This window comes from Flagellimonas sp. CMM7, from assembly GCF_021390195.1.
Lineage (GTDB): Bacteria > Bacteroidota > Bacteroidia > Flavobacteriales > Flavobacteriaceae > Flagellimonas.
In genome coordinates, this window is the sequence record NZ_CP090003.1 from 4,024,970 (window position 1) to 4,037,088 (window position 12,119).

A 12,119-nucleotide genomic window follows, 5' to 3' on the forward strand; every position below is an offset into this window, starting at 1 on the left:
ATAAGATATGTGCTGTCAAGAAACAATAGAAGACTTTAAAAAAGTCGAGTGTGTTTTAAAATCTAAATTAAAATCCACTAAAGGAAAGCCTAATAGGGTTCTTTTTTCCGATGCTGAAATAAAATCAAAGATTGTAAATAAACCTTTGGATGACAAGACCTTTTATTATGGTATTTTAAGTGTAGGCAATGGTGGTACTGCTACTTTAGTTCTATATGGTGGTGCCGAATATAATATTGTTGCCAACAATCAAATTATTGAATTGTTCCAACACATAAAAGATGTAACTGGTAGCAACCTCCATTTTAGGGGTTGGTCGTTAACTCTTGAATAAATTTTTTTGTGGTCATCGTTACTTTTAGGGCGTGGTTTTAATACTGCGCCTTTTTTGGCCTTTTACTTCAGAAGGATTACGTTAAATAACTTCTTTTTTTTTGGCCATTTTAGTAATTCCCGTTAATTCTCAAAACATATGGGGCTGACCTGGTTAATTAATAACGTTAAAATTAGTGCAGCTCAATTAAGACCGGTTAGAAAAACAACGTGAAATGAATATTGATATCAGAAATTTAGAAGAAAAATCTACGGTAATTATTTCTAGAATTAAAGAGGACTATAGGTATATAAACACAAATATTGATGCTGCTAAACTTTGTATCAGAAATTTTCCTTCTTTAAAAAAAGAGGTTGAAACATTAAAGGAGGACAATTATTTATTGGATTACAAACTAAAAACTCTTGTTGATGCACTCAAAACTTTAAATATAAATCCAGATTTTGACCAGATGGAAAAAAATTATGCAGAAGCGAAGCGGAGGCATAATAAACACTTTTCCCATTGATTTGCTTGCAAATCACCCAAATCTTACCAGCAGACTTTAATCGACTTTACTGGAGTGATTTTTCCGGGGTCATAATGATCCTGGTAATAAAAATCACGATAGGTCGATTACCTACTTTTTATGCCGATTTATCGGCTAAACTTTGTTCCAAAATAAAGCGCTCTAAGAGCCTTTTTTTTGTTCCTTGTTGTCCAGTAACAAGTTTTCAAGTGATGCGCTCAGCGTTGTGAAAAACCACCAAATTTTGGATTTCAATCTTTGGTTTTGAATCCATGACCTTGAAATTTTGGAACGGTATAACCCCCTCTTAAGTTTTTTTTCTTGAAAACGTGTAGCACGCCACAAGTAACACGTGCTACCGTATACCATATTTTACATGTTTTTCGCTTTATATTACTAATTACCAAGCATTTACAAAAAAACGAATTTTTTCAATTCGGAAAATCAAATGGTAACCTCTAATCACTTGATAATTAAATGTTTAAACCTTAAAATTGGCTAACTAGCGATAAATCAATTAGTTATTCATAACATATTAATAATCAGGTAATTATAATTATCATCTTAATACTCTGGTAATCAATTACTTACAATTTTTATTTTTACTCATTGAAAATCGTAAACATTTTCTTATTAGTTTTGGAGAAATAAACGTTCTCTGAAATACTGAATTTTGCCTATTTGAATGTACTAAAACATTCAAAAATGAATACATATCTAATTACACCTTATCAAAAAAAGCCTTATTTATTAAAAGTTCCAAAGGCAATCACTATGATTGCTTTTGAATCCGCGCTTTACAATAAGCATAAGAATTACTATGATTCACATCTTTTATCTACAATGCCAGAAATGGAGTTGGATGATAAAGGAATCTTTAAAGAGTCAAAGTAATGTTCGATTCTCTAAAGATTAGGGTTACCGGTACTAGAGGCAGAGTGATTAAAGTGCGCATTAAAGAATCTGATTTTTACTTCGTTGAAAATCTTATGGATTCTTTATTATCTAGTCGAATTAAAATCACTATTGATGGAAAATCCATTTTAAATCTATAAAATGGAATGTTTTTCTACAGGCCAATTACTTGTTTTTTATTTCTTCATGATGGCTTTAGGAAGTGGATTAACACTTGCTGTTTTATACATTTTTAAAATGTATCATCATGATTGATTTAAAGGAAGGTGATTTTTTTAGAAAAAAAGGTCAACGAAAATGGCGCTTCATTTCAAAGCTTGTTAAGTTCTCTGAAAATGAATGTAGCCGTTTTAATCATCCTATTGGAACTTTTTTAGTTTGTGCTAGAGATTGTTCAGAAATAATTGTGACACCTTCAGAAGAAGTTGAAATTTTTAACACTTTTAATGTTTTAAGCGGAAACTAATGATTAAAGTTGTTTTTAACGCTTTACCACATTTGGATGATGTGAAAGACCGACATGAGGATATTAGCGACCTTCAAAACGTTTTGTTTGCTCGAATGAATAATTTTATTCAGATGGATGAAGAAGCTAAAGTTCCTAGAGCTTTTATCACTAAAGAAAAATTCGATTTTGCTTTAAGTGAATATTATAAGGGAATAGAGAAAATTTTTACAAAAGGAGAAATATAATGTTATATTTTAATTTTACTAAGGATTTATTAGACCTTTTAAGTGCAAATGACATAGATTTAAACCGAGATGGAAACATCTCTTTTTTTTAATCGCCTATTTGTACTATAATTTATATTATGTAAAATAGAATATGTGAAATGTAGATTCAATGCGGTTTTCTTTCCCTTCTATCGGTTTAAACAAACCATATTCTCCTACAATAAACTAACAGCTATGCTTTCGGTTCTGACTTTAATTTCTCAAAAGACATAAAGAAATTGATCCATATATTTCTAGAAATCCTAAGAATCAATGGTAATGCTATAAACATGATTATAACGATTAAGCCATACGTGGTAATCAAGCTTAAATCAAAAACTAGGTAGGACAACACAAATGCCAAGCTTGCAAAGGCAAGTCCAACAGGATAGCTCACATACATGGCCCCATAGAAAAAAGAAGGTTCTATTTTATACTTTGTGTTACAATGACTGCAGCGTTCTTCCATTTTTAAAGTACTCGACAATTTATACGGATTCTGCTCTGTGTACATGCTTTCATTTTGACAAACAGGACATGTTCCAGTAAGTATACTATATAATTTGGTACCTTTTAAAAATTTCATACTGAACTCTTTATAACACTGTATATTAATGATTTGCGAAGTAAAATTAACTTCTACCCTTTCGTTTTTGCTTTGCAAAGGTAGCTACTTGTTTAGAGAAAATAGTAACACAATTAGCCCTAATTATTGTACTTTTAGGACATTATTCTCGTATGCAACACATTCCCATACTAAACATTGAACAGTTTGAAAAGGAAGAATCTCTGGCGGATTTTTATAGCAATGACTTGCAACAACATTTAAAAAAGAATGCTCAAATCATTCATAAACCTCATAAGCATGACTTTTTTCTTTGTGTGCTGTTCTGTAAAGGTTCAGGTGTTCATGAGATTGATTTTAATACTTATCCAATACGGCCAGGGAGTGTATTTTTCCTAAAGCCAGGGCAAACCCATTTCTGGAATTTTGACAGCACTCCGGAAGGTTATATTTTCTTTCATACTCCTGACTTTTACGAACTTTACTTTCTGAATAGGAAGCTTAGCCAATTTCCGTTTTACTACTCCCTTAAAAACCCACCAGACCTTGTTTTAAAGTCGGAAGAGCTAGCAAGCATGGCAGCTCGCTTCAATGAAATCAATATTGAGTATTATAATGATTCTACATATAAAAAACAGAAGCTTATCACTCTTGTAAACCTTACCTATATTGACTTAACACGACATTACGCAAATTATGAGCCTATAAAAAAAGTGTTGTCGTCTACCTATTTACAAGCATTGGAACGTTTGGAAAGTAACATTGAAAAATGCTATAAAACGGAAAAGTCTGCAAAATTTTATGCAGACAAATTACACATTACCCCTAAGCACCTGAATAGAATTACCAAGGTAACTTTGAACAAAACTACGACAGAATTAATCACTGAACGAGTTCTGCTAGAAGCCAAACGACTTATAGTACACTCCGGTAACTCCTTAACTGAGGTGGCAGAAAAATTGGGGTACGAAGACTATGCCTACTTCTCCAGAGTTTTCAAATTAAAGACAGGCAAGACACCATTAGAATTTAAAAAGAACTACCAATAACATATTCAAAAAGCGCTACTGCATGATCAACACAGGGATATCCAGTTTTTTTGCAATTTGTCTGGCTGAATCTGGCTGAAATGACAGTCCTTTTGTTTGCTTTTTGGTAATACAAAATAACTGAGTGTTGGTTTTCAGTACATAAGAGGCCAATCCGTCCAAGGCATTGGTTCCTTCAGAAAATACATAGGAAACGGTTTCTTTTGAACTGGTCTCTTCCTCTACCGGCTTATCTTGAGGGCTTCGAACGCTAAAAAGTTTTAGCGGTTTTGTTGTTTGCTTGTTTAAATCATTAATGACCCCAAGATTGCTTTCTTCAACTTTATTTCCATAAATACCCAAAGAGATATCCTTAAAGGAATGTAGTTTATGGTCCTCTCCCACAATTAATACGTTCACATTACAATCGCTCAATACAAATTCGGTAATGCCATTGCCAAGGAAGTTGGCCAGCTTAGACTTTCGCTTCCCAAGAACTACTATATCTGGCTGTGAATCAGATAGATGTTCTTTAATCGAGCCTTTGATATTACCATAGGCAATTCGGGAAGTTATTGGAAAATCTTCTTTTTTACTAATTTTTTGGATGAGCTCTTGTAACTGTGCCTTTGTGGTTCTGTTATCCTCATGTATGGCCCGCATTGCGGACAATTGGTTTTCATATTTAACCACATCGGTTGGCGCTTTTACATATAAGACCTCTACCCTTCCATCAATTACTTTGGCTAGCTGTATAGCATTGGTCAAGGCAATTTCAGAAGCTTGGGATAAATCCATTAACACCAAAAGTTTGTATTTGCCACTGTCGTTTTTAATACTCATGATTTTGTTGTTTTATGCTAGTTTGTAGGAATATTTTAAAGATAATACTATTACTATCATCATATAACAGTTTAACTTTTGATTAGTAAAAGTATAACATTTAACACCCCTACCCTTTTCATACAAATACAGTTAGTGAATGATATAAGAAAAGAGACCAATACAATATTTTCCTTGATGATTTGGAATTAACAAGATGCCTGATAAAAACTATCTAATGGAAATACAAAAAAGAATTAAAAAAGATGCTTTATTTTCTTGACCCATTTTATGGGAATGTTATACGGAGCGTAGCGTATGGGGATATCTATCCAATTGGGTTTTCGAATAATAGCTTTTTTATGAGAGAACAGGTCAAAGGAATGTTTACCATGATATCTCCCAATTCCTGACTGCCCTACCCCACCAAATGGCAATCTTTTATTGGTTATTTGCACAACGGTATCATTGATTACCCCACCACCAAAACTATACTTGGCTATAATTCTTTTCTGAAACTTTTTATTGGTGGAAAATACATACAGCGCCAAAGGATTTTTATATTTCATGACATACTCATGAATATCTTCTCCTGAATCATAGGAAATGATGGGAAGTATAGGGCCAAAAATTTCACCTTTCATCAAGTCATCTTCAAAGTCAGGTTCATCTACTAATGTTGGCTCTATGAACCGTTCCGTATCATTACAAGTTCCCCCAAAAAGTATGTTCTCTCTATTGACCAATCCTTTTAGCCTATTATAATGACTATCTGTGGTTATTCTGGCAAAATCACTGGATTCTTCAATTTGGTCTCCATATAACTTTCTGATATTACGTTTCAAGGCTTCTACAAGTTCAGTTTTCACCTTCTTTTCAACCAAAATGTAATCAGGAGCAATACATGTCTGTCCGGCATTTAAAAACTTTCCCCAAACAATCCGTTTTGCTGCCAACTTAATGGACGCGGTCCCATCCACAATGCAGGGGTTCTTTCCACTTAATTCTAAAGTAACCGGGGTAAGATGTTCCGCCGCACTTTTATAAACAATTTTTCCTACTCGGGTGCTGCCCGTAAAGAAAATGTAATCCCATTTTTTTTTCAAGAGTTCTTGTGATACAGGAATTCCACCTTCAACAACGCTAACATATTCTTTTGGAAATATCTTTTTAATTATTTCTGCAATAAGTTTAGAGGTTGTGGGAGTCAATTCTGAAGGTTTAAGCACTACCGTGTTACCTGCCGCTAAAGCTCCTATCAATGGAGACATAGTCAATAGAAATGGGTAGTTCCAAGGGGCAATGACCAATACATTACCATATGGTTCTGAATGTATCCAATCTGAAGAGGGAAAATTTGTCCAAGTAGCACTAACCTTCATCGGCTTGCTCCAAAACTCAATATGATCAAGGATATATTTTATTTCTGAAAGCACCATTTGTGTTTCTGTGGCAAGTGCTTCAAATTTTGGTTTTTTGAAATCTGCGTATAGGGCATCGCAAATAGCATCTTCATTAGCAATCAATTCCTTTTGCAACCGTTTTAGAAATTGTCTGCGGTAAGCAACACTCTTTGTTTGCTGTGATGCAAAGAATGCTCGTTGTTCTTGTACCAAATTTTCAATCATGTAATTCCAGTTAGCCCTTCCTTGTATCCATAATAGTGAAGGAGAATTCGGATAAAATTCAGGAATCTAAAGTTACAGCAGATAAAAGAATATTGCTAATTCCTTTCTAGCTTTTGAAATTATCATATCTATACAACAAAAAAGCACCGATTATCGGTGCTTTTTATGACAAATATTGTTTTAATATTATAGTGTAACCTCTTCCATATTTCCATTGGGCAAAGTGATAGTGGCTAGGTTATCACAAGTGCCATCGCCAAAATCAACGGTAATGATGAAACCATTTTTGGCTACTCGCATACTTCCGCTGGTTAGATTGGCACAAGTAAAATTGCCAGTTAGATCACTTACAGTCTCTATAACATAAGTATTTCCATCTGCTTGTACCTGCCAATTTCCAGACAGACTAAACGTGCTTGTTTCTAGAATTTCGCCAAAACTAAAACTGAAGGTTTTGGTTCCGCTTTCAGAAATAATACTTTCATCTTCCATTTCAATGGACATTTCACTGGTGACAGTAAATGAAATGACATTCTGTTCAAGACTGCTCGTCAACACATAATTTCTGGTTCCATTGATTTTAAGATTGCCAATATAAAAATCAGCATAAGTTGCTGTAAAAGCTGTAGATTCATTACCTACTTGGTATGTAACAGTCAAACTACCATTAATGTTTTCTGTACCGTTGAGAGCACAATTGTTGAACGTAACAACAAAACCTGTTTGTGAATATTCGGTTGAATAACAATCATTAGCTTTATTAGAGGATTTTCCTGCAACTGCGTTATTTGCAAAAAGTTCCGCCAAAACGCTATCTACAGCACCGGCAGCTTCATCCGTTTCTAAAATATTTTGTAATTCGGTTTGCGTTAATTCTACGTCATCTCCTGAAGAAACACCATCTTCACTACAGCCTTGTAAGAAAAGAAAGGCGAAAGCGGCAATTGATAATGCATGGATTATTCTAGTTAGTCCATTCATGATACTAAAGTTATGGGGTTATGCTCCACTAACGGAAAGTGAACTTTTTTAGTGTGCTTTTCTTTGTTTTATCGATGAACTGCTTCCTAGGAAAACAACCCAAATAAAAGCCAGTTTTAACCCTAAATCACTTCAACAATATCAGTTTGATTGGCATTGAACTGCATTCTTTTTCCAGACCAATATGAAGCAGCAGCCAAATGGGAAGGTTTAACAGCATTTAGTCCAACATCTATAGGTGCTGTGAGCTGTGCTCCTGTTTTAATGGCATCAAAAAAGTTTTTGACATGCGCATAGGTAAGATTTTCATCATTTTCAAAAACAACTGGGTCACCTTTGTGTGGCGTATAGATATATCCGGCTCTAAAAAGCTCCAATTGACCTTCGGTGCCATGAAAAAGGACAGAGTCATGTTGGTTTTTTACTGGCATAACACTGCATTCAAAAGTAAAGTTCCACCCTCCTTTATATTGAATAATGGTATTCACGGTATCTGGATTGGTTCTGTCATCTTTAAGGTGATATATACCTCCTGTTGTAACTGCATTCATAGGGTCTGTATCATCCATCATCCATTGCGCCACATCACCCCAATGGGTCAGGAGATCAGATAGGATGCCTGTTCCATATTCCTTGTAATGGCGCCAACCATCATATCTTGGCCAGTAGTAATCCATTTTTTGTGAAGGTCCAAGAAATGTTTCCCATTTAAAGTTATTGGGCATAGGTTGTTGCTCCAATAATCTTCTTTGCCAGCCAAAATTGCTCCATACAGCTCTAACAAAGACCATATCGCCCAATTTTTTGGAGCCTCCAAAGAATTCTTCCTTTACCCTCTGATACATCTGTCCGCTTCGTTGTTGGGTACCCGTTTGGCAAACAACCCCGCTATTGGCTACCGCTTCTTTTAGCATAGGTCCCTCGTTGTAGTGCAAGGTTACGGGTTTCTCTAGGAGTAGATGTTTTCCTGTTGCTAAAATTCGGATTGCATAATTTTTATGTAAATGATCAGGTGTGGCCAACAGTACCGCATCAACGTTATCATTGGCCAATACTTCTTCCAAATCATAGGTCATTGGAATTTTGCCCAACTCCAAATAATCCGTTGTTCTTTTTACTTGCTCATCCCAAACATCGCAAAACATTATTGGTCTTACTTGATTGGTCTTCAACATTTCTCCAAGCACCCATCTTCCGCGCCTCCCCGCTCCTACTACTGCAAGGCCTATTTTATCATTAGACCCAAGAATATTTCCATAAGATGCTGCGGTCAAAGCCGCAGCTCCAGTTCCTATTATAAAGTCTCTTCTCTTCATCTTATTTTGGTTAGAAATTATTCAACGGCAGGAGTTGCATGGAGTAATTCCATACCAATGGAGGTTCTTGGTTTAAAACCTTTCCAATTCCCTGTATTTGCATCAGGTTCAACATTTAAATATTCCTTATAGTCAGCACCTTTTAATTGAATACCTAAAAATGCTGTGATAAAGTGTTGGTTAACATTATTGATACGTCTCATGTCCCAAACGGAATCTGCATATCTTAAATATTCATCTATATGTAATCCGGGTTTCATAGTAGCTGGCGCAGGAGGGTTTGGTGCTACATTATGCCTTGCATTTATGTATGTCAATAAATAGCGATCACTGTTTATCGCTCCTTCATAAATGGCCTTAATACCTTTTTCATATCCTGAAATATCATCTTGACTACCTGCCACAAAAAGCGTAGGTGTTTTTAAACCTGCCAATCCGTTTGCATCCCATACGCCATTGGCCATGCCCCAAGGTGCTAAAGCTACAAACGCTTTAATTCTTGGGTCTATGGAATTCTTATACGCTTCATTATCCATGCCTCTTTTATCCAGGGCATCGCTGCCGCCGGTCATCGACTTAAAAAAGCCCAAAGCACCGGCACTATACCCTGCTCCACATGTATTAAGACCTCCATATCCTCCCATAGAATATCCAATAAGTCCTGTTTTGTCCGTATCCACCAAACCTGCTAAAAAATTGTCGCTTCCAGCAGAAGAAAGTCTATCTACTTCATTAAGGACAAATAGTTGGTCCAATGATCTATTCGCCAATGTGCTGGTGAAATTTGCAGCATCTTTATAGGTAGAATCTGTATGATCAATAGAAACGACCACGTAGCCTTTTGATGCCAAGTTTTCTCCTAGGTAGGTAAACAAAAATCGCGAACCAACATATCCATGAGATAAAATTACGAGAGGGTATTTTCCATCGTCTTTAATGGCAACGGCATCTCTCAAAGCTCTTCCCTTAAAGGTAAATGGAGTAACCGGGCGACCTTCTGCCCCATTTCTTCCTAGCACCTGAGTATACGTTTCAATTTCTTTCACTCCTTCTGGCACTAAAGCTGGATACCACACTTCTATAGTAATTGGCCGATCATACGTCTCTCCTTTCCCCTCTTTAATGCTTAAAACATCCAGTTGGTCTTTGTTGACTAAATCTATGGTTTGTACTCCCACTCCATAAGTTCCTCGAGTGGTAAGTTCAGGAGCATCTGGTAAGGCATCTCCGATAAGAAATTCATCTTGCGAGTATGAATTATGAATTAAACTTAAAAAAAGTATTGTGAAAAAAGAAAAACAAGTGTTATTGGACATTTTAAGGGTTATTTTATATGTTCTTAAATGTAGTGAAATTATGCGCGAAATTTAAATACCGAAGTTGTTCTTGCCTATACAACATAACTCACAGCAAATAATATTAAATAAATTGTTTTTACTTTACATAAAAAAATGCTGAAAAAAAGAAATTGTGCTATGAAAACATTTAAAGAATTTTTCCTCCTCTTGATATTCACACTACTAATAGTTTCATGCAATATCGATGATGGTGTAGAAGGTATTCCACCTCCAAATTTTGATGTAATAGGCCTTTGGGATTTAGTTGAAGTTAATGTCAATCCTGCTCAGGATTTGAATATGGATGGAACCGCATCTACAAATTTGATGGATGAACTTGATTGTATTTCTGGAACTCTATTAATTGATGGAGATTTGGTTTGGACTTTTGAACAATCCAATTTAGACATCACTCCAATAACCAACGATCAGTATAGCATAGGTTGCTCAGATACCAACTCCGCTACAGGCACTTGGTTCTCAGATGAGGCTGAAGTAACTTTTGATGGCAATGATGCTTTGACAGCACTTAGAATTTCTGGAAATCAATTGGTTAACGAGGTAGGTGAAGATCTTCCTGGAATACAAAGTTTTGCCTATGTACGAAGGGTGGTAAACTAAGTATTTGTATCTTTTAGTGTCAGTAAACTCTTTTTTGATATCAGATGCAATAGATTATGTTCAGACTCTTGTTTGTTTTGGTTTGTCTTTGTTTGTGCTTCCCGAAACTATATGGGCAGGGAAACCCCATTAAGATTGTTGAAAAACCATCTAATAACAGAATTACTTTTTTTGCCGTTAACGAAACATATAAAGATTATGATGTTCTATTTGAAGTAAGCGGCAAGAATTTTAGACAAAGTGCTGCAAGGCCTAGGTTGATTCGTGTTCCGGCAACATCCAAAGTACATTTAAAAACCATTGTCCTTTTTAGGGATAAAAAGCCTGTATACACTAAAAAACTTTCTGTAAACGATAGTTTATCCAAAAGAGCACTTAAAAAGGAATTTGAAATTTTGGATATTCCACCTCCTAAGATAAAACCAAAGAAGCAGATTACCATTTACACTACCAATGAATGTGATACTTGCGATAGCATAGTGACTAAGCTAACGAATGAAAACTACATTTTTAGGAATGTTTTGCTCAATGAGAATCCAGAGGTTAAAACACAGGTTGGTGGTTTTTTAGCTAAATCGCCTGAAGAGATGGATACTATATCCAGTCCGATTATTAGTTTGGGAGGCAAACTTTATAGCTGGATCAAATCCTATTCAGAATTGAAAGAAGAACTAAATAAAGAATAGATAAAAGTATTATTCTGGTTTTTGGGCTAAGAGTATCCACATCTGTTTATCTTCTTCTCTTTCCCATTTTCCGTGATTTTTTATTTCAGAAATAATAGTGAAACCGGCTTGTTCCAATTCTTTACGAACGTAGTTAGCACCCAATGAATGGGCGCTAACTTGTTCTTGTCTTGATTTATTTCTTACTCTTTTCTTTAGCTTTTCCATAAGCATCAACTTTCCGCCTGGCTTTAGAGCACTTTTCACATGTTGAAGGATTTGTTCATGAGAATCCATTTCATGATAGGTATCCATAATGAAAACTATGTTCAATGAATTGCTTGGCAGTTTTGGGTCATCATAATCTCCTAAAACTGTTGTTATATTGGTTAGATTCCTCTTCTCAGCATTACCTTGTAAAGTTTCTAAGCGGTCGTTTCTTACATCAACAGCATACACTTTTCCGGTATTTAATACTTTTTTAGCCAAGTGAATGGACAAATAGCCTTCGTGACAACCAATATCCGCAACTCTATCTCCTTCCTTAACTCCAGCCATTTCTAGCAAAGCAGAGGTTTTCATCCAATCATCCCGTTCCAACCAATCTTGCTCTGTATATTGGGAATGCAGGCCCAGTATGGAGATAAGACTTAACAATAAAACGAGATGAATGGATTTTTTCATT

At 35.4% G+C, this 12,119-nt stretch carries 15 protein-coding genes; 8 read left to right on the forward strand and 7 right to left on the reverse strand.

Annotation, left to right across the window (positions count from 1 at the left end; genetic code table 11):
- Positions 1–7: 7 nt before the first annotated feature.
- The 5 genes from LV704_RS18185 to LV704_RS18205 all read left to right on the forward strand — a co-directional run bounded on the left by LV704_RS18185 (position 8) and on the right by LV704_RS18205 (position 2,450).
- Positions 8–334 carry a hypothetical protein gene (locus tag LV704_RS18185; RefSeq protein ID WP_163422263.1) on the forward strand — a complete coding sequence of 109 codons (327 nt, stop codon included), beginning with the start codon at positions 8–10 and terminating at the stop codon, positions 332–334.
- A 214-nt stretch (positions 335–548) separates the two neighbouring features.
- The gene (locus tag LV704_RS18190; RefSeq protein ID WP_163422262.1) at positions 549–842 is read left to right on the forward strand and encodes a hypothetical protein; all 294 of its coding nucleotides are present in this window, start codon (positions 549–551) and stop codon (positions 840–842) included.
- A 705-nt stretch (positions 843–1,547) separates the two neighbouring features.
- On the forward strand, positions 1,548–1,736 hold the full coding sequence (locus LV704_RS18195) for a hypothetical protein (RefSeq protein WP_163422261.1): 189 nt from the start codon (positions 1,548–1,550) through the stop codon (positions 1,734–1,736).
- A 268-nt stretch (positions 1,737–2,004) separates the two neighbouring features.
- Complete coding sequence (locus LV704_RS18200; RefSeq protein ID WP_163422260.1) at positions 2,005–2,223, forward strand: hypothetical protein; 219 nt, start codon at positions 2,005–2,007, stop codon at positions 2,221–2,223.
- Positions 2,223–2,450, forward strand: a complete 228-nt coding sequence (locus tag LV704_RS18205; protein WP_163422259.1) for a hypothetical protein — start codon at positions 2,223–2,225, stop codon at positions 2,448–2,450. The genes LV704_RS18200 and LV704_RS18205 overlap by 1 nt, the downstream gene beginning before the upstream one ends.
- A gap of 214 nt (positions 2,451–2,664) precedes the next feature.
- Here the strand turns inward: LV704_RS18205 and LV704_RS18210 are convergent, their stop codons facing one another.
- Positions 2,665–3,057 carry a DUF983 domain-containing protein gene (locus tag LV704_RS18210; RefSeq protein WP_163422258.1) on the reverse strand — a complete coding sequence of 131 codons (393 nt, stop codon included), beginning with the start codon at positions 3,055–3,057 and terminating at the stop codon, positions 2,665–2,667.
- A 152-nt stretch (positions 3,058–3,209) separates the two neighbouring features.
- On the opposite strand from LV704_RS18210, the gene LV704_RS18215 reads away from it, so the two are divergent.
- On the forward strand, positions 3,210–4,085 hold the full coding sequence (locus LV704_RS18215) for an AraC family transcriptional regulator (RefSeq protein ID WP_163422257.1): 876 nt from the start codon (positions 3,210–3,212) through the stop codon (positions 4,083–4,085).
- A gap of 15 nt (positions 4,086–4,100) precedes the next feature.
- On the opposite strand, the gene LV704_RS18220 is transcribed toward LV704_RS18215, so the two are convergent.
- From LV704_RS18220 to LV704_RS18240, 5 genes are all read right to left on the reverse strand, one after another.
- Positions 4,101–4,907: a universal stress protein gene (locus LV704_RS18220; protein ID WP_163422256.1), complete on the reverse strand. Its 807-nt coding sequence runs from the start codon at positions 4,905–4,907 to the stop codon at positions 4,101–4,103.
- Positions 4,908–5,143: 236 nt separating this feature from the next.
- Complete coding sequence (locus tag LV704_RS18225) at positions 5,144–6,514, reverse strand: aldehyde dehydrogenase (RefSeq protein WP_163422255.1); 1,371 nt, start codon at positions 6,512–6,514, stop codon at positions 5,144–5,146.
- A gap of 186 nt (positions 6,515–6,700) precedes the next feature.
- Positions 6,701–7,495, reverse strand: a complete 795-nt coding sequence (locus LV704_RS18230) for a hypothetical protein (protein WP_163422254.1) — start codon at positions 7,493–7,495, stop codon at positions 6,701–6,703.
- Between the two features lie 122 nt (positions 7,496–7,617).
- Positions 7,618–8,811 carry a Gfo/Idh/MocA family protein gene (locus tag LV704_RS18235; RefSeq protein ID WP_163422253.1) on the reverse strand — a complete coding sequence of 398 codons (1,194 nt, stop codon included), beginning with the start codon at positions 8,809–8,811 and terminating at the stop codon, positions 7,618–7,620.
- 17 nt (positions 8,812–8,828) lie between these two features.
- Complete coding sequence (locus LV704_RS18240) at positions 8,829–10,127, reverse strand: dienelactone hydrolase (protein ID WP_163422252.1); 1,299 nt, start codon at positions 10,125–10,127, stop codon at positions 8,829–8,831.
- A gap of 159 nt (positions 10,128–10,286) precedes the next feature.
- Between LV704_RS18240 and LV704_RS18245 the strand changes: the two genes are divergently transcribed.
- On the forward strand, positions 10,287–10,769 hold the full coding sequence (locus tag LV704_RS18245) for a hypothetical protein (protein WP_163422251.1): 483 nt from the start codon (positions 10,287–10,289) through the stop codon (positions 10,767–10,769).
- A gap of 56 nt (positions 10,770–10,825) precedes the next feature.
- Positions 10,826–11,455 carry a hypothetical protein gene (locus LV704_RS18250; protein WP_163422250.1) on the forward strand — a complete coding sequence of 210 codons (630 nt, stop codon included), beginning with the start codon at positions 10,826–10,828 and terminating at the stop codon, positions 11,453–11,455.
- A 9-nt stretch (positions 11,456–11,464) separates the two neighbouring features.
- Here the strand turns inward: LV704_RS18250 and LV704_RS18255 are convergent, their stop codons facing one another.
- A complete protein-coding gene (locus tag LV704_RS18255) occupies positions 11,465–12,118 on the reverse strand; it encodes a class I SAM-dependent methyltransferase (RefSeq protein WP_163422249.1) in 654 nt (217 codons plus the stop codon).
- Position 12,119: the final 1 nt, after the last annotated feature.

Excerpts from the sequence above, each read along its gene's own strand:
- LV704_RS18185 (WP_163422263.1), top strand. The coding sequence starts at position 8 with ATGTGCTGTCAAGAAACAATAGAAGACTTTAAAAAAGTCGAGTGTGTT.
- LV704_RS18190 (WP_163422262.1), top strand. The coding sequence starts at position 549 with ATGAATATTGATATCAGAAATTTAGAAGAAAAATCTACGGTAATTATT.
- LV704_RS18195 (WP_163422261.1), top strand. The coding sequence starts at position 1,548 with ATGAATACATATCTAATTACACCTTATCAAAAAAAGCCTTATTTATTA.
- LV704_RS18200 (WP_163422260.1), top strand. The coding sequence starts at position 2,005 with ATGATTGATTTAAAGGAAGGTGATTTTTTTAGAAAAAAAGGTCAACGA.
- LV704_RS18205 (WP_163422259.1), top strand. The coding sequence starts at position 2,223 with ATGATTAAAGTTGTTTTTAACGCTTTACCACATTTGGATGATGTGAAA.
- LV704_RS18210 (WP_163422258.1), bottom strand. The coding sequence starts at position 3,057 with ATGAAATTTTTAAAAGGTACCAAATTATATAGTATACTTACTGGAACA.
- LV704_RS18215 (WP_163422257.1), top strand. The coding sequence starts at position 3,210 with ATGCAACACATTCCCATACTAAACATTGAACAGTTTGAAAAGGAAGAA.
- LV704_RS18220 (WP_163422256.1), bottom strand. The coding sequence starts at position 4,907 with ATGAGTATTAAAAACGACAGTGGCAAATACAAACTTTTGGTGTTAATG.
- LV704_RS18225 (WP_163422255.1), bottom strand. The coding sequence starts at position 6,514 with ATGATTGAAAATTTGGTACAAGAACAACGAGCATTCTTTGCATCACAG.
- LV704_RS18230 (WP_163422254.1), bottom strand. The coding sequence starts at position 7,495 with ATGAATGGACTAACTAGAATAATCCATGCATTATCAATTGCCGCTTTC.
- LV704_RS18235 (WP_163422253.1), bottom strand. The coding sequence starts at position 8,811 with ATGAAGAGAAGAGACTTTATAATAGGAACTGGAGCTGCGGCTTTGACC.
- LV704_RS18240 (WP_163422252.1), bottom strand. The coding sequence starts at position 10,127 with ATGTCCAATAACACTTGTTTTTCTTTTTTCACAATACTTTTTTTAAGT.
- LV704_RS18245 (WP_163422251.1), top strand. The coding sequence starts at position 10,287 with ATGAAAACATTTAAAGAATTTTTCCTCCTCTTGATATTCACACTACTA.
- LV704_RS18250 (WP_163422250.1), top strand. The coding sequence starts at position 10,826 with ATGTTCAGACTCTTGTTTGTTTTGGTTTGTCTTTGTTTGTGCTTCCCG.
- LV704_RS18255 (WP_163422249.1), bottom strand. The coding sequence starts at position 12,118 with ATGAAAAAATCCATTCATCTCGTTTTATTGTTAAGTCTTATCTCCATA.